Genomic DNA, 19230 nt, shown 5'->3' with positions numbered 1-19230 from the left:
AACGCATGCCGACGGCCGGCATCCAGGCGAAAGAAGCACCCGAAGAATTCGTGTGGAGTGAAAACTTGATACAGGATATTGCGCAAGCCAAAGCCGATGAAGAGATTTACCTGGCGCAGCAGCGCTACGCAACGCGGATCGAGGCGCTTGCATAGGGCGTGATTTCAGCGCGACTGGAGTCGAAAGGAAAAGTATGAAATGGATTATGTATCTTGGCACTGCATTGCTGCTGAGCGGCTGTGCGTTCAAGGGCAGGCAGCTTGAGCAAGCCGGCCCAAGTCCTACCGCGACAGCGCAGGTGGGTATTGTCAACCATACGGGGAAGTATATTTATTCCGCATCGGTGGATGGGGCCGGAGGCGCCAACATGGCCAGGTGGGGAGCAGGAGGGGCAGAAATATGTTGCGCCTCTATCCCGAGAGTGTGGTATCCGGGAATGATGGTTCGGGTGCGGTGGAATATGCCTGAAGGGCATACCGACGTTATCAAAGAAAAAATGGTGGAAGTGGAAAAATACGATGAACCAGGGGATATCTATATGCATTTCTTCCCCGATGATGAGGTGAGAGTTGTCGTGTCAAATGCCGGAGGGCGTGCAAAAACTCATCCTATTCTTCATTCCGGAAAACCGGCCGATATGCCTTGATGTCTGTCGCGGAAAGGATCCCCACCAGCGAGGCTGGCGCCGATGGAGGATCAGCCGATGAAGGAATCGAACTGCATGTCGAATTCCTGCAGCGCCTTTTGCGCATTCTGCATCTTCTTGCGGAATTCGGGGCCCCGTTGCAGGGCCAGGCCCACGGCCAGCACGTCGATCACCACCAGGTAGGCCAGGCGGGCGGAAATCGGGGTGTAGGGGTCGGTGTTGAAGACCAGGTCGATCGGGATCAGTACGGTCGCCAGGTCGGCCAGCGGCGTGCCCGATGGGGCCAGCACGACGACGTCGGCGCCGCCGCGGCGCGCCAGTTTCACGGAGCGGACCAGGGCGGGGCTGTTGCCGCGCTGCGAGATGGCCACCAGGCAGTCGCCGCCGCGCAGCAGGGCGGCCGCGATGCTGTGGATGTTCGGGTCGCTGTAGGCCACCGTCGGCACGCCCGAGCGGAAGAACTTGTGCTGCGCGTCGGCCGCTACAATGCCCGACGTGCCCTGGCCATAGAATTCGATCTTGCTGGCGCGCGACAGGATGTCGAGCGCGCGTTGGATCGCTTCCGGGTTCAGGTTGTTGCGCAGGTCGAGCAGGGTGTTGATCGAGCGGCTGCAGATTTTGTTCACCAGGTCGGCGGCCAGGTCGTCCTGCGCCGGTTGCTCGTTCGCGCCCGGCATGGCCAGGGCCAGGCCTTGCGCCAGTTTCAGCTTGAATTCATGCCAGCCGTCGTAGCCCAGGGTGCGGCAAAAGCGCACCACGGTCGGTTCCGACACCTGCGCGCTTTTCGCCAGCGCCGTGATGTTCTGGCTGACCGTCTGGTTCGGCTGGTCAAGCACGGCCAGCGCGACCTTCTTCTCCGACTTGGAGAGCGAATCGAGCTGGGTGCGGATGGAGTCAAGCAGCATCAGGGTAGTCTTCTGGTAGGTGTTCGGGAGTGTGGGGATAATAGATAAAGGGCCTGCCCATATGCGGACAGGCCCTTGTCTTGCCTGTTAATCTTCCGGTAAGGCCTCTTCACGCCACTGCAAGCCATCGCGGCCGATCAGGGCGCTGGCGGCCGCAGGGCCCCAGGTGCCGGCCGTGTACGGAATCGGCGCGCTGTCGTTCTGTTCCCAGTTGTCGAGAATCGGCTCGACCCATTCCCAGGCCGCTTCCAGTTCGTCGCCGCGCATGAACAGGGTCAGCTGGCCGCGCAGGACGTCGAGCAGCAAACGCTCGTAGGCGTCCATGCGCGGTGTCTTGAACGATTCGCGGAAATCGAGTTCCAGTTCCGCCGGCTTCAAGCGCATGCCATCGCCCGGGGTTTTCGCCATCAGGTTCATGCGCAAGCCTTCGTCCGGTTGCAGACGGATCACCAGGCAGTTCGGCTGGAAGCTCGACGTCGGCTGGTTGAAGATCGAGTGCGGAATCTGCTTGAAGCGCACGACGATCTCGGCCAGGCTGTCGGCCATGCGCTTGCCCGTGCGCAGGTAGAACGGCACGCCGGCCCAGCGCCAGGTGTCGATTTCCGCCTTCAGCGCAACGAAGGTTTCGGTGCGCGAATGCTCGGGCGCATCCGGTTCGTCGCGGTAGCTCGGCACGGTGGCGCCGTCCACGTGGCCGGCGCGGTACTGGCCGCGCACGATGTTTTGCGCCAGGGTGGTGGGCGTGAATTTTTTCAGCGAACGCAGCACTTGCAGTTTTTCATCGCGCACGGCGTCCGGCGCGATCGAGGTCGGCGGTTCCATGGCGACGATGCACAGCAGTTGCAGCAAATGGTTTTGCAGCATGTCGCGCAGCGCGCCCGAGGTGTCGTAGTAACCCATGCGGTTGCCCACGCCCAGCTTTTCGGCGATGGTGATCTGCACGTCGGAAATCCATTCGCGGCGCCACAGCGGTTCGAACAGGATGTTGCCGAAGCGCAGGGCCAGCAAGTTCTGCACGGTTTCCTTGCCCAGGTAATGGTCGATACGGTAGATCTGCGATTCCTGGAAAACCTTGCCCACTTCGGCATTGATCTGCTTGGCGCTGGCCAGGTCGCGGCCCAGCGGTTTTTCCAGGACCACGCGCGAATTCGGCGTCACCAGGCCGTTGTCTTCCAGATTGTCGCAGATGAGGGCGAACAAATGCGGCGGCGTCGCCAGGTAGTACACGCGCGTCAGGTCGGCATCGCCGCGCAGCGCTTCGACCAGCGGCGCGTACGTGGCCGCATCGCTGGCGTTGAGCGACACGTACACGATGCGCGCGCAGAATTTGCTCCAGGTGGCGGCATTCAGGGTGCTGGCCTTGATGTGGGGACGCGAGTTGGTCTCCACCATCTTCAGGAAGGCATCCTGGCCGCTGTCCTGGCGGCCCACGCAGATGATGCGCGCCGTCGGCGGCAAATCGTTCGCGACGTCGCGCGCATACATCGCAGGCAACAACTTGCGCATTGCTAAATCGCCGCTGCCGCCAAACAGGACCAGGTCAAAATCGGTAAGTGCCATAAGTGAGTGTCGTCGCAAAAGTAAAAGGGCCGGAGCGGGGAGGAAACCGACCGGAAGTGCCAGTCTGTCGCTACTATCATCGGTGGTGTAAATTTACTACGTAGAACAGGCAATTGCAAGAAATTTTACTACATTCCATCCCCTGCCGTCGCCATTTTGCCCCGTATGCCTGCCAGCGGCGCCGGCATGGCCATTATATGCCGTTCACCGGCGCCGGCGCAGGGACCTGCAGATCATCGGCTTTTCAAAGCAACCATGGTTGCCAGGGAAATTTTCGATTCCCTCTGTCATCATTTGCGCTGTAGCAACAAGCAAATCAAGAAATGCTGTCAGGATCGCCGTTGGCAGCGTAAAGTAGCTTTGAGGAAAGTAAAAAACCGTATAATTCAAGCTGAAATCGATAGCAACTATTGGTTGTAAGAAATTGTACGACATACACTGCACCGCTAGCGCCGGCCATGCCCCGAACCCGCCATCCGACGTCCATGCGACGTGCAGTCCGCGCTGCCCGCGGCATCACGGGCGGGCGACTTAACTTTACAAGACGGCTCAAGGGGACACAATGAATTCAATGCAGCAAGATGTCGATGAACGCACCAGCCTGACAGGCAATAACAAATTCGAACTGTTCCTGTTCAAGCTGGGCACCAGTGATCACTCGACCAGCCGCGAACTGTTCGGCATCAATGTGTTCAAAGTCCGTGAAATCATGGAAATGCCCGCCATCACGGCGGTGGCCGGTTCGCACCCGCACATGCTGGGCGTGGTCAATATCCGTGGCCAGATCGTGCCCGTGATCGACTTGCCGATGGCGGTCGGCTGCAAGAGCAATGGCTTGAAGATCCTGATGGTGACCGAATTTGCCCGTTCGACACAGGCGTTTGCCGTGGAAGAGGTCGATGAAATCGTGCGCCTCGAATGGAACCAGGTGTTGTCGGCCGAATCGAGCGTCGGTGGCGGCCTCGTCACCAGCATCGCCCGCCTCGATGGCGATACGGACAAGACGCGCCTGGCGCAAGTGCTGGACGTGGAGCAAATCCTGCGCAACGTGCTGCCGTCGGGCGACCCCGACGTGGACCAGAACAGCATCGGCCCGCAAGTGCGCTTGCCGGCCGGCGCCGTGATCCTGGCGGCCGACGATTCCTCGCTGGCCCGCTCGCTGATCGAAAAGGGCCTCGAAGCGATGGGCGTGCCTTTCATCATGACCAAGACGGGCAAGGAGGCGTGGGAACGCCTGCAGGCGATCTCGGCCCAGGCGGCCACCGAAGGCAAGACGGCAAGAGACAAGGTCGCGCTGGTGCTGACCGACCTGGAAATGCCGGAAATGGATGGCTTTACCCTGACGCGCAACATCAAGAACGATGGCCGCTTCGCCAACATCCCCGTGGTGATCCACTCGTCGTTGACGGGCTCGACCAACGAAGACCACGTCAAGGGCGTGGGCGCCGATGGGTATGTGGCGAAATTCGTGGCGGCCGAGCTGGCTGAAACGATCCGCAAGGTGCTGGCGCGGTAATTTCAACCCAAGGTCGAAAAGCTGGGGTCAGACCCCCGGGGGAGACAGCACAAGCCCCTGAGTTAGCGGCATTGAGGGTCTGACCCCGGAACTATTACGCTTGGTAAGCCGTTTCCGGCTGGCCCGCCACGTCCACGCGCACGGACAGCACGTGGCCAGTCAACGGGTGGTTGGCAATTTCCTCGGCCGAGCGGTTATGGCTGGCGCTGGTGATGTACAGGGTGCGCAGGTCCGGGCCGCCGAACGTCACCATGGTGGGGCAGCGCACGGGCACGGTAATTTCGCCCAGCAGGTGCCCATCGGGGGCGAAGCGCAAGATCTTGCCGCCTTCAAACATGGCCGACCAGTAATTGCCTTCGCTGTCGACGGCCGCGCCATCGGGGCGCCCGCCGTAATCAACCGCTTTCTTGTCCGTGGAAAAACGCTGGAACGGCTGCGGCGCGGAAATGGCGCCCGTCGCCGCGTCGAAATCGAAGCGGTCGATGCGGTGCGTGGTGGTATCCGCGTGGTACATGGTGCGCTTGTCCGGGGAAAAGCCCAGGCCGTTCGACACGGTCATGCCGCCCGACCAGACCTTGCGTACATTGCCTTTTTCCAGCACGAACATTTCCGCCGCATCGGCGCTGCGCGGCTCGAAGATCGTGCCGACCCAGAAGCGGCCTGCCGGGTCGACCTTGCCATCGTTGAAGCGCGTGGTGGCCATGTCGAACGGCGCCGGGGCGATTTCCGTCAGGCTGCCCGTCTTCGTGTCGAGGTGGGCGAAGCCGCTGCGCAAGGCCACGATCAGGCCGCCGCCCGCATTGATGGCCAGCGCCGACGGTTCCGTCGGCATGCTCCACTGCTCATGCTTGCCGCTGGCCGGGTGCAGCCGGTGCACGGCGCGGCCATCGATGTCGACCCAGTACAGGGCCGCTTCCTTGCCATGCCATAGCGGGCATTCGCCCACTTGCATGGCTTTGTCGCTGACTACTTTGATTTCGTAAATATTCATAAACCTCAATTAAGTTAATACGCCGCCTTGGCGGCTTTCGCCAAGGCAATCAAGCCATTGGTCGAGCTGTCGTGGTGGTCAGGACGGGCTTCGCCCGTCAGTTCGGCCTGGATTTTCTTCGCCAGCACCTTGCCCAGTTCCACGCCCCACTGATCAAAACTGTTGACGTTCCACAAGACGCCCTGCACGAAGGTCTTGTGTTCGTACAGCGCGATCAGGGCGCCCAGGGTGGTCGGGGTCAGCTGGTCCATCAAAATGGTGTTGCTGGGGCGGTTGCCGGGGAAAGTCTTGTGCGGCACCAGCGCTGCGATCTCGCTGTCCGGCAAGCCCTGCGCCTGCAAGTCTAGCCGCACTTCCTCGCCCGTCTTGCCCGTCATGAAGGCTTCCGACTGGGCGAAGCAGTTCGCCAGCAGGGCATCGTGGTGGCCCGGCAAATCGTGCGTGGCGCGCAGGGCGGCGATGAAATCGATGGGGGTAATATCGGTTCCCTGGTGCAGCAGCTGGAAATACGCGTGCTGCGCATTCGTGCCGCAATCGCCCCAGATGACGGGACCGGTCGGCACGTCGACGGGCACGCCATCCTTGGTGACGCGTTTGCCATTGCTTTCCATGTCCAGCTGTTGCAGATAGGCGGCGAAGCGGCTCAAGTCCTGGTGATACGGCGCGATGGAAACGGAACCGCAATCGAGGAACTGGCGGTTCCAAAAACCCACCATCGCCAGCACCACGGGCATGTTCTGTTCCAATGGCGCCTGGCGGAAGTGCTGGTCCATCGCATGCGCGCCGGCGAGGAAATCGCTGAAGTATTCAAAGCCGACGGACAGCGCCACGGCCAAGCCGATCGAGGACCAGACGGAATAGCGGCCGCCGACCCAGTCCCAGAACGGGAACATATTGTCCGGCGAAATGCCGAAGTCGACGATGGCTTGCGTGTTGGTCGAGACGGCCACAAAATGCTTGGCCAAGTCGGTTTCTTCGCCTTCGAGCAGGAACCAGGCGCGCGCCGTGTTGGCGTTGAGCATGGTTTCAGCGGTCACAAAAGTTTTCGATGCGACGATGAACAGCGTGGTTTCCGGATCGACTTTCGATAAAGTCGCTTCCATGTCGTGGCCGTCGACGTTGGACACAAAGTGCATTTCCAGGCCCGGGTTGGCGTAGGAGCGCAGGGCCAGGCACGCCATTTTCGGGCCCAGGTCCGAGCCGCCGATGCCGATGTTGACGATGTCGCAGATGGGCTTGCCCGTGTAGCCGAGCCAGCTGCCATTGCGCACCTTGTCCGTAAACGCCTTCACGCGTTGCAGCACATCTTGCACGTCTGCATCGATATCCTGGCCATCGACCACCAGCTTGGTGCCGCGTGGCGCGCGCAAGGCGGTATGCAGAACGGCCCGATGTTCGGTAAGATTGATTTTCTCGCCGGTAAACATGGCTTCGCGCTGCGCTTCCACGCCGCGTTCGCGGGCCAGGTCCATCAGCAGGCGCATGGCGGTGGCGTCGACCCGGTTCTTCGAGTAATCGAGCAGCAAGCCGGCCGCATCGACCGTCATGCCGGCAAAGCGCGCCGGGTCGGCTGCGAACAGCTGGCGCAGGTGGACTTCGCGCAGGCTGGCACTATGCGCTTGCAGGGACAGGAAACTGGCGGTGGCGGTGATGGCGGGAGTAGGTACTGGCTGGCGCATGGCGGTCGGCTTGGGTGCTTGTCTCGGTTGAAAGGGGCGCGGCGCGTTCGTCGTGGCGAACGGGGTGCCGGCGTTGATACGAGAATAATACATCAGAAAAACGTAATTTCACTACAGTTTGTGACGCGGAGCTGATTTTGTTGTGCTTTTTTTAGCGATTGCGCCACTGGTATATAAGAGATGGCTTGGCGGGTGTTGATACGCGATATTGCCCGGGTTTGCTTTGATCAGCCGCAATCCGTGGCTTATTTGTGTTGTCGGCCCATGCAAGAGTGCTTCCTCTCCACCATTTTGTAGTAAAATTTCACGAAATACTCATTTTTAAGGAAATCCATATGGCGCTGCATCCAGTAGTCGAATCCGTAACAGCGCGCATCATCGCGCGCAGCCGGCCATCGCGCGGCGCCTATCTGGCGCATCTGGATGCGGCCCGCATCCAGGGCGTGCAGCGCGGCGCCCTGTCGTGCACCAACCTGGCGCACGGCTTTGCCGCCTTTCCCGCCAACGACAAACTGTCGCTGAAGGAATACAAGAAGCCGTCCGTGGCCATCGTGTCCTCGTACAACGACATGCTGTCGGCGCACCAGCCGTTCGAAGGCTTCCCGCAGCTCATCAAGCAAGCCGTGCGCGAAGTGGGCGCCGTCGCCCAGTTCGCCGGCGGCGTGCCCGCCATGTGCGATGGCGTGACGCAAGGCCAACCCGGCATGGAACTGTCGCTGTTCTCGCGCGACACCATCGCCATGTCGACGGCCGTGGCGCTGTCGCACAATATGTTCGATGCGGCCCTGTACCTGGGCGTGTGCGACAAGATCGTGCCGGGCCTGCTGATCGGCGCGCTGCACTTCGGCCACTTGCCGGCCGTCTTCGTGCCGGCCGGTCCGATGACCTCCGGTTTGTCGAACCAGGAAAAAGCCAAGGTGCGCCAGCTGTACGCGCAAGGCAAGGCGACGCGCGAAGACTTGCTCGAAGGCGAATCGAAAGCCTACCACGGCGCCGGCACCTGTACCTTCTACGGTACCGCGAACAGCAACCAGATGCTGATGGAAGTGATGGGCCTGCACTTGCCGGGCGCCGCCTTCATCACGCCGAACACCCCGCTGCGCGATGCGCTGACCAAGGCGGCCGCCCAGCGCGCCGCCGTCATCACGGCGCAAAGCGGCAGCTACCTGCCAGTCGGCCATATCGTCGACGAGAAATGTATCGTCAACGCCGTCGTGGGCTTGCTGGCCACGGGCGGCTCGACCAACCACACCCTGCATCTGGTGGCGATCGCCAAGGCGGCCGGCATCGTCATCGACTGGAACGACTTCAATGAACTGTCGGCCATCGTGCCGATGCTCACGCGCATCTACCCGAACGGCGACGCCGACGTGAACCATTTCCACGCGGCCGGCGGCACCGGTTACCTGATCCGCGAATTGCTGGACGCGGGCTTGCTGCACGACGACGTCAACACCATCCTCGGCCACGGCTTGCGCGCGCACTGCATGGAACCGTTCCTCGGCGAAGACGGCAAGGTCTTCTGGAAAGACGCGCCGGCCGCCAGCGCCGACGAGAACGTGCTGCGCCCCGCTTCGAACCCCTTCGCGCCGGACGGCGGCATGGTCCTCGTCGCGGGCAACCTGGGCCGCGCCGTGATGAAGGTCTCGGCCGTCAAGCCGCAGCACCGCACGGTGGAAGCGCCGGCCCTCGTGTTCAATTCGCAGGAAGATTTCATGGCCGCCTACAAGGCGGGTTCCCTGGACCGCGACTTCGTCGCCGTGCTGCGCTTCCAGGGCCCGCGCGCCAACGGCATGCCGGAACTGCATGCGCTGACCCCCGCGCTGGCCAACCTGCAGGATGCGGGCCGCCACGTGGCGCTGGTCACCGATGGCCGCATGTCGGGCGCGTCGGGCAAGGTGCCGGCCGCCATCCACGTCTCGCCTGAAATCCTCGCCGGCGGCCCGCTGGGCCTGGTGCGCGACGGCGACATCATCCGTCTCGACGCTTTCACCGGCGTGCTCGAGGCGCTGGTGCCGGCCGACGTCTGGCACGCCCGTTCGCTGGTCACGACCGATTTGTCGCCGAACCACGTCGGCATGGGCCGCGAGCTGTTTTCCATGTTCCGTTCCACCGTCAGCGCGGCGGAAGAGGGTGCCACCACCTTCGGCCTGCCGTCGCCGATTCCCACCACCGTCGCCTTGCACGACGCCGACAATGTCGGTGATACCGTACCGGGTTCCGATGAAGACTTTTTGGCTAGGAAATAAGAGATGACCATGACACTACTGGAAATTATGCGCACCTCGAGCGTGATCCCCGTGATTGCGATCGACGATCCTGAACACGCCGTACCGCTGGCGCGCGCGCTGGTGGCGGGCGGCATCCGCGTGCTGGAAGTGACCCTGCGCACCAAGCACGGCCTGGACGCGATCCGCGCCATGTCGGCCGTGCCGGGCGCCATCGTCGGCGTCGGTACGCTCACCCGTCCCGAGGAATTCGCGCAGGCGCGCGACGCGGGCGCCGTCTTCGGCGTCTCGCCAGGCCTGACGTCGGCCCTGGTGGCGGCGGCGAAAAGCAGCGGCCTGCCCCTGCTGCCGGGCGTGATGACGCCGGGCGAAGTGATGGCGGCGCGTGAAAACGGCTTCCAGCAGCTGAAACTGTTCCCGGCCGTGCCGGCGGGCGGCATCGGCATGCTCAACGCCATCTACGGCCCGCTGCCGGACATCACCTTCTGCCCGACGGGCGGCATCTCGCAAGAGACGGCGTCGCAGTTCCTGGCTTGCAAGAACGTCGCCTGCGTGGGCGGTTCGTGGCTGACGCCGAAAGACGCGATCGCGGCCGGCAACTGGGACCGCATCACGGAAATCGCGAAAGCGGCCAGCGGCCTGCGTTCGGTCTAATCGCTACCGGCGCGGCAGGCTTTGCGTTTGCCGCGCTTTCCTCCCTATTCTGTATGCGCATCTTGCGCCGCCCCCTCACCATCGGCGAAACCGCCATGGCCCGCAGTGTCTTCCAGGACGCCATCGACTACGCGCGCGTGCGCGTCGTGCGCGGTTCCTTTCTCCCGTTCGGCTTGCAGGACCAGAATACGGCGATGACGCCGCGCGGCAGCCTGCATTTCATGCCGGCCCAGTACCGCGACGATTTTTCCCGCGAAGGCAACGGCGGCAAGCTGTTCTTCATCCACGAAATGGTGCACGTGTGGCAGTACCAGCTCGGCTACAGCGTGTTGCTGCATGGCGCGCTGCTGGCGCTGCGCGGCGGCTACCTCCGGCAGCGTGCCTACCGCTACGATGCGCAGGCCGGCGGCGTCCTGTCCGACTTCAACATGGAGCAGCAGGGCGACATCATCGCCCACTACTTCGGCGCGCGCCAGCTGGGCATTCCCGCCCACGTGGCCAAGCTGCCGCAGCTGCAGGAGATCCTGCAAGGCTTCCTGCTCGACCCCGCCGACCGCCGCCTGCTGCCGCGCTGACGCCGCTGATGCCACGGCTACGGTGCCGTGTTCGACGCCAGGCGCACGTCCGGCGCGCGCAGGCTGGCCGCCGCATCCTTGCCCAGCAATAGACGCAGGTCGGCGCCCGCGCCGATGCCGCCGTCGTCCGCCGCTTGCAGCTGCGGCATGCCGCCCAAGGCCAAGGCCAGGGCGGCGGCGGCCTGCGCATGGCCGGGACGGTAGATGATGCTGCTGGCCTGGACACCGTACGGCCGCTGGTTGCCCAGCCGCAGCACGCTGATGCCCATGCCGCCCAGCATGCCGCGCATGCGCGCCGCCATGCCCGTTGCGCCATTGCCGTTGATGACTTCCAGCCGTGGCAGCGGCGTCGCCGGCGTCGCCGGCGCCGCCGGTTTTGCCAGAACCGGCAAGGCGGCGTGTACCGCCACGGGGGCGTCGCGCCAGCTCAGCGCGAAGATATTCGGCTGCAACCGCGTCAACTGCAAACGGCTGGACGGGGCCGTTGGCGCTGGCGCCGGCGCCAGGTCGGGCGCGATGGCATCCGCGGTGACGTCGACGGTGCCGATGCTGCGCGCCAGCGCCGCGATGGCCAGTTCCAGGTTGGCGCGCGCCGGTTGCTGGCCGTTGTCGAGCTGCAGCGACTGGCGCAGCACGCTGGCCGCCTGGGCATACTCTCCCTGCAGGTACAGCACATAGCCGAGGTTGTTGTACGTCCTGGCCGTCGGCGCTTCCTGCGCCAGCGCCTGCAGCATGCTGCGCGCCGTCTCCAGCTGGCCCAGCTGCGCGTGCAGCACGGCGGCGCCATTGCGCGCGTCGGGCGAGTCGGGCTCAAGCAGCAGGGCTTCGCGGTAGGCGGCCAGCGCGGCGCGCGCGTCTCCCAGCGCCTGCAGGCGCTTGCCCAGCTTGCAGAAAGCGGCCGTGCGGGTGGCGGGACTGTCCTCGATGCGCGCCTGGGCTGGCGCGGCAAGATTGCCCTGGCTGGCCGGGCCGGGCAAGTGGCCGCAGGCGGGCAGCAGGCCGGCGCAGGCCAGCATGAGCATCAGGGTGGTGGGCTGTGACATGGCGGTTCTCCCATCAGCTGCCGCTGCCCATGCTGGGCAGAAGCACGCGGTAGATTTGCAGGAAGGCTGGTCCCATCAGGACGACCAGCAGCGAAGGGAAGATGAAGAAGATCAGCGGGAACAGCAGCTTGAGGGCGATCTTCGCCGCTTCTTCCTCGGCCATCTGGCGCCGCTTGGTGCGCAGCTGGTCCGACTGCACGCGCAGCGAGGCGGCGATGCTGGTGCCGAAGCGCTCGGCCTGGATCAGCATGGCCACCAGCGCGTCGACATCCTCGACGCCCGTGCGCAGGGCCAGGTTGCGCAGTGCCCGCTCCTTGGTATTGCCGGCGCGCAGTTCCAGCATCACCAGATGCAATTCCTCGGCCAGCACGGTGCTTTTCAGGGCGATTTCCGCCGCCACGCGGGCCAGCGCCGCATCCATGGCCAGGCCCGCTTCCACGCACACCGTCATCAAGTCCAGCGCATCGGGAAAGCTTTCGAAGATATCGCGCTGGCGCCGCTTGATCATTTGTTGCAGGACAAAGTTGGGCAGGTAGTAACCGACGGCGGCCACGATCAGCAGCCAGAACAGCAATGCCTTGCCCGCCATCTGGCTGCCCGACGCGCTCAGTCCCAGGAACAGCAGCAGGGGCAGGCCGATGGCCAGCATGGTCTTGGCGGAAAAGAACAGGATGGGCGCAGATGCCTGGCGCAGGCCGGCATTCATGAAGCGCCGGCGCATCACGGAGCCTTCCCAGCCCTGGTCGGGCAGCGACAGTTTGGCCAGCGGGCCGCTCAGGCGTACCATGCGCGCCAGCCAGGGGCTGGGCGCGGAGGATGCGCCAGGCGCCGCCGCGCTCTTGCCGGTGGCGTTGTCCATGCGCTGGCGCAAGGGATCGGGGGCGAAGCTGCGCATGGCCACCAGCACGGTGCCGAAGACGGCGATGAAGAGCAGGGCGAGAAAAGCGATATGCACGGGATTCATGAGGGTTCTCCTTGCGGGCTCAGACGCGGATGCGGATGATATTGCGCATGACCAGGACGCCGCACACCATCAACAGCAGGGCGCCGACGAGCATCTTGCGTCCGCCCGGGTCGACGAACAGCATTTCCAGGAACTGCGGATTGGTCAGGTGGATCATGGCCGCCGCGCCGAAGGGCAGCAGCGACAGGATCCAGGCCGACAGCCTGCCTTCGGCCGACAGCACGCGCACCTGTCCCAGCAGCTTGATGCGCTCGCGGATGATGCGGCTGATGCTGTCGAGCAGTTCGGCCAGGTTGCCGCCCGTTTCGCGCTGGATCAGCACGGCGATGACGAAATAGCGCAAGTCCGTGCTGGGCACGCGCGTGGCCAGGTTCATCAGGGCGTCCTGCATGGCGATGCCGAAATTGACTTCGTCGAAGGTGGCGCGAAATTCCACGGCCAGCGGCGCGTTCATTTCATCGCCGACCATTTTCAGGGCGGTGGGGAAGGCGTGGCCGGCGCGCAGGGCGCGCGCCATCAGGTCCAGCGCATCGGGCAATTGCTGTTCGATGCGCTGCAGGCGCTTGGCCTTGGCGCGCAAGACCAACAGCAGCGGCAGCAGGGCCGCGCCGGCCACCAGCGGCAGGCGCAGCAGCCACGGCACGCTGAAGTAGCTGAGCAGCAAAAACGCGGCGCCGGACGAGGCCAGCATCACGCCGGCGAAGCTGGCCACGCTCCAGCTCAGGCCCGACTGTTCCAGCAGGCGGTCGAGCGCATGCACGCGGGGCACGCTGAGCAGCAAGCGCTGCAGCGCCGGGGTATCGCTGAGCAGGCGCTTCTTGATCATCGAGCTGCCCGCGTCGCCATGCGCGCCGGCCGACATGATGCGCAGGCGGCGCGCCACCCTTTCCGCTTCCGGGCCGCGCGAGGTGTTCCACGCCAGGTACAGGCCCTCGATCAGCAGCACCACGGCGATGAAGGTGAGGATGGCGAATACGTAATAGAGATAGTCCATGATGCTCCCCTTAATGGTACTGACGGGCGGGATCGAACAGGGTTTCCGGCAGGCTGATGCCGAAGGCGCGCAGGCGTTCGAGGAAATGCGGCCGCACGCCGCTGGCATGGAAATGTCCCTGCACCGTGCCGTCCTCGCCGATGCCGGTCTGGCGGAAGGTGAAGATTTCCTGCATGGTTATCATCTCGCCCTCCATGCCCGTGATTTCCTGGATCGAAATGATCTTGCGCTTGCCGTCCGTCAGGCGCGCCACCTGCACCACCACGCTGATGGCGGAACTGATCTGCTGGCGCATGGCCTTCACGGGCAGGCCCGCCGAGGCCATGCTGATCATGTTTTCCAGGCGCGTCAGCGCGTCGCGCGGGGTGTTCGCGTGGATGGTGGCCATCGATCCTTCATGGCCCGTGTTCATGGCGCCCAGCATGTCGAGCGCCTCGGCGCCGCGCACCTCGCCGAGGATGATGCGGTCGGGGCGCATGCGCAGCGCGTTGCGCACCAGCGCGCGCTGCGTCACTTCGCCCTTGCCCTCGATGTTCGGCGGGCGCGTTTCCAGGCGCACCACGTGCGGCTGCTGCATCTGCAGTTCGGCCGCGTCCTCGATGGTGACGATGCGTTCGGCCGTGCTGATGAACCCGGAAATCGCATTGAGCATGGTGGTCTTGCCGCTGCCCGTGCCGCCCGAGATCAGGATGTTGACCTTGGCCTTGCCCAGCGCCTGCAGGGTGGTGCTCATTTCTTCCGTCAGGCTGTGCTTGAGCATCAGGTCGGCCAGGCGCAGGGGCTGGGCCGAGAAGCGCCGGATCGACATCACGGGGCCGTCGATGGCCAGCGGCGGGATGATGGCGTTCACGCGCGAGCCGTCGGGCAGGCGCGCGTCGACCATGGGGCTCGATTCGTCGATGCGCCGGCCCACGCGCGAGACGATCTTGTCGATGATCTTCATCAGGTGGGCGTCGTCGGTGAAGCAGACGTCGCTCAGTTCCAGGCGGCCGTGGCGCTCGACATACACCTGGCGGCAGGTGTTGACGAGGATATCGGACACGCTGGGATCGGCCAGCAGCGGTTCGAGCGGGCCGAAGCCGAGCACCTCGTCCTGGATGTCGCGGATCAGCGAGCGCCGTTCCAGCTCGTTGATCACGACATTGTCTTCCGTGAGCACGTCGCTGACGAGGAGTTTGAGCTCTTCGCGGATCTGCTCGCGCGACAGGCGCTGCATGCCTTCCAGGTCGACGCGGTCCAGCAGCGCCTGGTGCGTGCGGTGCTTGAGTTGCTGGTAGCTCTGGCTGGCCGCGCCCTGATGCGCGGCGTCGTCGTTCAGGCTGGCGTCATCCTGGGCATAGCCCAGGCGGTCCCGCAGGGTGAGTTTTTCGGCAGTCATGGTCGGTCTCCGGTGTATGGGGGGATCTGGTTGGAACCTCAGGCGCGCGCCAGCAGCCGCGCCACCCAGCCTTGCGCGGCGGGCGGCGTTTCGCCGGCCAGGCTGGCGGCCAGTTCCTGCAGGGCGCGCGAAACGGGATTGTGGGGCGCCAGCTTGAGGATGGGCACGCCCTGGCTGACGGAGGCCGCCACGCCCTCGTAGTGATTGGGGATGGACTTGTAGACGTGCTTGCCATACGCCGCTTCCAGGTCGGCCACGCGGATGCTGTCGCTGCTGGCATAGCGGTTCAGGATCAGGCGGATCTTGTCTTCGCGGTAGCCGAGGCCGCGGAACACGTCGAGCAGGCGCTTGCCGTCGCGCACATACGGCAACGTTGCCTGCAGCACGGGGAAGATCAGGTCGGCCCGGTCCAGTGCGCGCACGCTGACGGGGTCCAGGCCGCGTCCCACGTCGAGCAGGATGTAGTCGTACTGGCTGCGCGCCAGCGTCAGCAGCCGGTCGATATGCTCGGCTTCGACGTCGGCCGCATGGGCGGGGTCGTCGGCGGCGGCCAGCACGCTGTAGGAAGGCGTGATCTGGATCATGCTGGCGGTCAGCAGCGAGGCGTCGAGGCGCACGATCTGCTGCGACAGCTGCGACAGCGTGGTGGCCGGCTTGTGGTCCGAAACGAACAGGGCGGCGTCGCCGAACTGCAGGTTCAGGTCGAACAGCGCCACCTTGCGCTGTTCGCCGGCGGCCAGCGCGTAGCCGAGGTTGGCGGCCAGGAAAGTGGCGCCGCTGCCGCCCTTGCACGAAACAAAAGCCAGCACCTGGCCCTTGCGCGTGACCTGCTTTTGCAGTTTTTCCTCGATGCGGCGCAAGGCGGCGCACAGGGCCGCGTCGTCGTCCGGCTGCAGCACTTCGCGCACGCCGGCGCGCATCGAGCGCAGCAGGAATTGCGGGCTTTGCTGCGGACATTGCACGATGATGGCCAGGCTCGGATGGCGCCCGCCCAGCAGCTCCAGCCGTTCCAGCTCCTCCTCGCCGATATGCTCCTGTTCCAGCAGCAGCAGGTCGGGCGTGACGCCGTTGTCAAAGACATCCGGTATGCTTGCCAGCAGCGAGACGCGGTCGGCCGTGCTGCGCTCGCGCAGCAGGCGGGTGAGTCGCTTGAGCTGGGCTTCATTTTTCGAGACGATGACGATATTCACTTGGTACTCCCGGTAAAGGCGTTCAGTTGATCTGGAAACCCAGGCTTTCGGCGTGCATGACCACGACCGAGGCGGGCAGGGCGATATTCAGGAAACCGAACAGGCTGACCATCGGCGTGTAGCTGACGTTGTCGATCGATACGCGCACGCTGTCGATGCAGCTGGCCGTGCGGGTGTTGTCGCCGCAGGCCGACAGGTTGTCGCCCGGATCGAGCGGCGGCAAGGTCACTTCGGCGCCGCTCTTGTTCAGGTAGCGGATGGTGATGTTGGCGGCCGTGACTTCGGGCGCGGCCGGCAGTGCCGTGCCGCCGAACAGGGCCAGCGTCTTGACGGTATCGGTCTGGTCGATCCAGCGCACCACCGCTTCGCGCGCGGCGCGGCGGCTCACTTCCTGCACCGTGTTGTACAGGTACAGCATGCGGCCGAATTCGAGGATGCCGAACAGCAGGGTGAAAAACAGCAGCGCCACCAGGGCGAATTCGACGGCGGCGGCGCCGCGCTGGCGGCCGGCGCGGGGTGCGGGAGGAAGGCGGTGGCGCATGGCGTTCTCCTTACAGCATGTAGCGCATGGTGGTGCGCGGTGCGAGCGGCGTGGCATAGCTGCTGGCCGCGCCGATCACGAAGGGCAGGTACTGGCCCACCGACAGCGTGTAGTTGACGACTTCGACGCGGATGCCGCCCGGCGCCGTGCCGTCGGTGCAGCTGCTGTCGTTGAAGCTCGCGTCCAGGCAGGTGACCGTCACGTTGGCCGTGGTGAAGTCGCTGATGCCGGCGCTGGTGGCCGCATCGACCACCGTCTGCCTGGCCGCCGGCACGCCCTGCGAGGCGATGCCGGCCTTGGCCTTGACGGACATGTTGCGCGCCGCGTCGCGCGTGGCCTTGGTCAGCGCGTCGTAGTACCAGAAGGCGCGGCCGAAGCCGAAGATGCCGGCCAGCAGGGTCACCAGCAGGGCCAGCACGATGCCGAATTCGACGGCGGCGCCGCCGCGCTGCCGGAGAGGGGAGTTGGGGGTGCGCATGGCCGCCTCACTTGTAGAGTTTGATTTCGGAATTCGGCACGGGCTCGATCAGGCCGGCGAACTCGACGTCGAGGCGCTTGGTGCCGCCGCTGAAATCGGCCTTCATCGTCATGAAGAATTTGCCGATGCCCACCGCGTTCATGGTGCCGCACGAGGCTGGCCCGACGGGCGCCGTGCGGCAGTCGACCAGCACCACGTTCAGGATGCGCCGGTTGCGCTGGCCGGGATGCGCCACCGACGGCGCCTGGAACGTGGGGCCGCTGGTCTGGTTGTACGGCGATGGCGGCGTGCCGGCGGGGAAGCCGGCGCCCGCGCTGACGGGGTAGCTGGCCGTGTCGAAGTAATTTGCCTTGGCCGTGCTGTACATGGGATTGGCGTTGCCGTCCGTGACACTGTAGGCCGTGCCGGCCTTGGCTGGCGTGGCGCCGTTGCTTTGGTAGGCGGGGCCGTACGACCACAACACGCCGTAGCCGGCGAACTGTGCCTGGGCGGCCGTCACGGGCGTCGTGAAGGTCGGCGGCAGCTGGTAATTCGGCTTGCTGCCGGCCAGGCTGACCGACTGCTGGCTGGGCAGGGTGCTGGCGCCCGGCTGCATCCAGCCGGTGGGCGGCGAGTTGGCGGCGCTGGCGGCGCACGGCGACGCGGCGCCCACGCATGGATATTCCTTGATGTTGGTATCGGGCGGCGCCGATACGGGGTCGCACACGGAGGGCGAGGAATAGTCGTCGAAGCGCGAGTTGAGCGAGGCGGCCAGCGAGGCCGTCATGCCCGTGTTCGTATAGACCTGGCCGGTGCCGCTGGTGATGACGGCGCTGCTGCCCGTGCACATGAAAGGCGCGGTGGCGCTGGCGCTCGAATGCGAGGCGCTGCAACTGCCGGGCGGGGCGTCGACCGGGTTGATCAGGTAGGGATCGGACGGGCCGCCCAGCGGATTGAGGCCGAACAGGTTGTAGGTGACGCCGCGGCGAAAGCCGAATTCCACCAGTTCCGTCAGGCCCGTGCCGGCCGGCGCGGCCGGATACGTGTATTGCGCCGTCTTGTTGGCCGGGTCGACGGCGCACACGCCGATCGGCGTGACGTCGTTGACGAAGCGCCCCGCCACGGCCACGCCCGAGGTGCTGGTGCTGGCGATGCCGGCAATACCCATCAGGTAGGTGGCGAAGGTCTTGCTGCCCGTGTCGACCTGGATGAAGGTCATGCCCTGCGGACTGGTGCGGGCGCTGGCGCCGGATGACCAGGGACCGTCCGGGCTGGGGCCGAAGCTGATGTTGGCGGCCGTGATGGTCAAGGTGGTGGAAAAGTCGTAGCGGTTCTTTTGCGCGATGGCGATGGCCTTGGCCTGCGCATTGTCGATGCCGGCCGCGCTCTGATTGAGTTCCACCGCGCCGGCCAGGGCGGCGCTGTCGGCGCCGTTCTGCAGCTCCGTCTTGGCGATGTACAGGTGGCCCAGGTCCAGCACCAGGCCGCCCATGGCAAACAGCACCACCAGGGTCAGTCCCAGCACGATGGCGATCGCGCCCTGCTGCTTGTCGTGTCTGCGGAATGCGGTGTTCATGGCGGTCTCCTGGTGGCCTGGGGGAAGTGCGTCGCGGGACTGGCGCCTACTGGCGTCCGCCCACGCCGATGGTGAAGACGTTCGGTTGCGGTTCCGGCGCCGCAAACGATTTCTGGTAGCGCTGGTAGGCGCTGGCGCCGGCCTTGCCGTCGATGCCGCTGACGGGGTTGGCATTGCGGTAGGCGTCCGGATACATGATCTGCTGCGCCTTGAGCAGGGCCACCGATTCGCCGAAGTGCGAATCGAGCACGGGCGTGGTGGTGGCGGCGCAGCCGGCCAGCAGCGACAGCAGGGTTGCGCAAGGCAGGCAATGTGCGGTTTTCATGGTGTTCT

General features: G+C 64.8%; 18 protein-coding genes. 5 read left to right on the top strand and 13 right to left on the bottom strand.

Features of this window, described 5'->3' with window-relative positions:
• Positions 1-193: 193 nt before the first annotated feature.
• Complete coding sequence (locus tag GCN78_RS02545; protein WP_152250254.1) at positions 194-646, top strand: DUF3304 domain-containing protein; 453 nt, start codon at positions 194-196, stop codon at positions 644-646.
• Positions 647-696: 50 nt separating this feature from the next.
• On the opposite strand, the gene GCN78_RS02540 is transcribed toward GCN78_RS02545, so the two are convergent.
• Both GCN78_RS02540 and zwf read right to left on the bottom strand, forming a co-directional pair.
• Positions 697-1551, bottom strand: a complete 855-nt coding sequence (locus GCN78_RS02540; protein ID WP_034750862.1) for an SIS domain-containing protein — start codon at positions 1549-1551, stop codon at positions 697-699.
• Positions 1552-1638: 87 nt separating this feature from the next.
• Entirely contained in the window at positions 1639-3111 is a 1473-nt protein-coding gene (zwf, locus tag GCN78_RS02535; protein WP_034750861.1) for a glucose-6-phosphate dehydrogenase, read from the bottom strand.
• A 562-nt stretch (positions 3112-3673) separates the two neighbouring features.
• On the opposite strand from zwf, the gene GCN78_RS02530 reads away from it, so the two are divergent.
• A complete protein-coding gene (locus GCN78_RS02530; RefSeq protein WP_152250253.1) occupies positions 3674-4627 on the top strand; it encodes a chemotaxis protein in 954 nt (317 codons plus the stop codon).
• A gap of 94 nt (positions 4628-4721) precedes the next feature.
• Here the strand turns inward: GCN78_RS02530 and GCN78_RS02525 are convergent, their stop codons facing one another.
• Complete coding sequence (locus tag GCN78_RS02525) at positions 4722-5618, bottom strand: SMP-30/gluconolactonase/LRE family protein (protein WP_152250252.1); 897 nt, start codon at positions 5616-5618, stop codon at positions 4722-4724.
• 14 nt (positions 5619-5632) lie between these two features.
• On the bottom strand, positions 5633-7297 hold the full coding sequence (gene pgi / locus GCN78_RS02520; protein WP_152250294.1) for a glucose-6-phosphate isomerase: 1665 nt from the start codon (positions 7295-7297) through the stop codon (positions 5633-5635).
• Between the two features lie 335 nt (positions 7298-7632).
• On the opposite strand from pgi, the gene edd reads away from it, so the two are divergent.
• The 3 genes from edd to GCN78_RS02505 all read left to right on the top strand — a co-directional run bounded on the left by edd (position 7633) and on the right by GCN78_RS02505 (position 10754).
• Positions 7633-9546, top strand: coding sequence for a phosphogluconate dehydratase (gene edd, locus GCN78_RS02515; RefSeq protein ID WP_152250251.1), 1914 nt, complete (start codon positions 7633-7635; stop codon positions 9544-9546).
• A 3-nt stretch (positions 9547-9549) separates the two neighbouring features.
• Positions 9550-10179, top strand: coding sequence for a bifunctional 4-hydroxy-2-oxoglutarate aldolase/2-dehydro-3-deoxy-phosphogluconate aldolase (gene eda / locus GCN78_RS02510; RefSeq protein WP_152250250.1), 630 nt, complete (start codon positions 9550-9552; stop codon positions 10177-10179).
• Positions 10180-10241: 62 nt separating this feature from the next.
• Positions 10242-10754 (top strand): hypothetical protein, encoded by a 513-nt coding sequence (locus tag GCN78_RS02505; RefSeq protein ID WP_152250249.1) that lies wholly within the window; start codon positions 10242-10244, stop codon positions 10752-10754.
• Between the two features lie 17 nt (positions 10755-10771).
• Here GCN78_RS02505 and GCN78_RS02500 read toward each other — a convergent pair whose 3' ends face one another.
• From GCN78_RS02500 to GCN78_RS02460, 9 genes are read right to left on the bottom strand one after another with little or no spacing between them, the layout of a single operon-like run.
• On the bottom strand, positions 10772-11797 hold the full coding sequence (locus tag GCN78_RS02500; RefSeq protein WP_152250248.1) for a LytR C-terminal domain-containing protein: 1026 nt from the start codon (positions 11795-11797) through the stop codon (positions 10772-10774).
• A gap of 13 nt (positions 11798-11810) precedes the next feature.
• Complete coding sequence (locus tag GCN78_RS02495) at positions 11811-12761, bottom strand: type II secretion system F family protein (RefSeq protein ID WP_152250247.1); 951 nt, start codon at positions 12759-12761, stop codon at positions 11811-11813.
• Positions 12762-12780: 19 nt separating this feature from the next.
• Positions 12781-13755, bottom strand: a complete 975-nt coding sequence (locus GCN78_RS02490; protein ID WP_152250246.1) for a type II secretion system F family protein — start codon at positions 13753-13755, stop codon at positions 12781-12783.
• A gap of 10 nt (positions 13756-13765) precedes the next feature.
• On the bottom strand, positions 13766-15133 hold the full coding sequence (locus GCN78_RS02485; RefSeq protein WP_152250245.1) for a CpaF family protein: 1368 nt from the start codon (positions 15131-15133) through the stop codon (positions 13766-13768).
• A gap of 38 nt (positions 15134-15171) precedes the next feature.
• A complete protein-coding gene (locus tag GCN78_RS02480) occupies positions 15172-16323 on the bottom strand; it encodes an AAA family ATPase (protein WP_152250244.1) in 1152 nt (383 codons plus the stop codon).
• A gap of 22 nt (positions 16324-16345) precedes the next feature.
• Positions 16346-16864, bottom strand: a complete 519-nt coding sequence (locus tag GCN78_RS02475) for a TadE/TadG family type IV pilus assembly protein (RefSeq protein ID WP_152250243.1) — start codon at positions 16862-16864, stop codon at positions 16346-16348.
• Positions 16865-16874: 10 nt separating this feature from the next.
• Positions 16875-17342, bottom strand: a complete 468-nt coding sequence (locus GCN78_RS02470) for a TadE family protein (RefSeq protein ID WP_152250242.1) — start codon at positions 17340-17342, stop codon at positions 16875-16877.
• Positions 17343-17349: 7 nt separating this feature from the next.
• The gene (locus tag GCN78_RS02465; RefSeq protein ID WP_152250241.1) at positions 17350-18897 is read right to left on the bottom strand and encodes a Tad domain-containing protein; all 1548 of its coding nucleotides are present in this window, start codon (positions 18895-18897) and stop codon (positions 17350-17352) included.
• A gap of 46 nt (positions 18898-18943) precedes the next feature.
• Positions 18944-19222 (bottom strand): hypothetical protein, encoded by a 279-nt coding sequence (locus GCN78_RS02460; protein WP_152250240.1) that lies wholly within the window; start codon positions 19220-19222, stop codon positions 18944-18946.
• Positions 19223-19230 lie beyond the last annotated feature (8 nt).

Origin of the sequence: Janthinobacterium rivuli (genome assembly GCF_009208735.1) — a bacterium.
In the GTDB taxonomy this organism is placed as follows: Bacteria; Pseudomonadota; Gammaproteobacteria; order Burkholderiales; family Burkholderiaceae_D; genus Janthinobacterium.
Note: the sequence above shows the minus strand (reverse complement) of the source record. Positions and strands in the feature narration are given on the sequence as shown.

Bases quoted from the DNA above. Each gene is read 5' to 3' on its own strand.
- edd (WP_152250251.1), top strand. From the start codon at position 7,633: ATGGCGCTGCATCCAGTAGTCGAATCCGTAACAGCGCGCATCATCGCG.
- GCN78_RS02540 (WP_034750862.1), bottom strand. From the start codon at position 1,551: ATGCTGCTTGACTCCATCCGCACCCAGCTCGATTCGCTCTCCAAGTCG.
- pgi (WP_152250294.1), bottom strand. From the start codon at position 7,297: ATGCGCCAGCCAGTACCTACTCCCGCCATCACCGCCACCGCCAGTTTC.
- GCN78_RS02485 (WP_152250245.1), bottom strand. From the start codon at position 15,133: ATGACTGCCGAAAAACTCACCCTGCGGGACCGCCTGGGCTATGCCCAG.
- GCN78_RS02470 (WP_152250242.1), bottom strand. From the start codon at position 17,342: ATGCGCACCCCCAACTCCCCTCTCCGGCAGCGCGGCGGCGCCGCCGTC.
- GCN78_RS02495 (WP_152250247.1), bottom strand. From the start codon at position 12,761: ATGAATCCCGTGCATATCGCTTTTCTCGCCCTGCTCTTCATCGCCGTC.
- GCN78_RS02500 (WP_152250248.1), bottom strand. From the start codon at position 11,797: ATGTCACAGCCCACCACCCTGATGCTCATGCTGGCCTGCGCCGGCCTG.
- GCN78_RS02475 (WP_152250243.1), bottom strand. From the start codon at position 16,864: ATGCGCCACCGCCTTCCTCCCGCACCCCGCGCCGGCCGCCAGCGCGGC.
- GCN78_RS02545 (WP_152250254.1), top strand. From the start codon at position 194: ATGAAATGGATTATGTATCTTGGCACTGCATTGCTGCTGAGCGGCTGT.
- GCN78_RS02460 (WP_152250240.1), bottom strand. From the start codon at position 19,222: ATGAAAACCGCACATTGCCTGCCTTGCGCAACCCTGCTGTCGCTGCTG.
- eda (WP_152250250.1), top strand. From the start codon at position 9,550: ATGACCATGACACTACTGGAAATTATGCGCACCTCGAGCGTGATCCCC.
- GCN78_RS02530 (WP_152250253.1), top strand. From the start codon at position 3,674: ATGAATTCAATGCAGCAAGATGTCGATGAACGCACCAGCCTGACAGGC.
- GCN78_RS02525 (WP_152250252.1), bottom strand. From the start codon at position 5,618: ATGAATATTTACGAAATCAAAGTAGTCAGCGACAAAGCCATGCAAGTG.
- zwf (WP_034750861.1), bottom strand. From the start codon at position 3,111: ATGGCACTTACCGATTTTGACCTGGTCCTGTTTGGCGGCAGCGGCGAT.
- GCN78_RS02490 (WP_152250246.1), bottom strand. From the start codon at position 13,755: ATGGACTATCTCTATTACGTATTCGCCATCCTCACCTTCATCGCCGTG.
- GCN78_RS02465 (WP_152250241.1), bottom strand. From the start codon at position 18,897: ATGAACACCGCATTCCGCAGACACGACAAGCAGCAGGGCGCGATCGCC.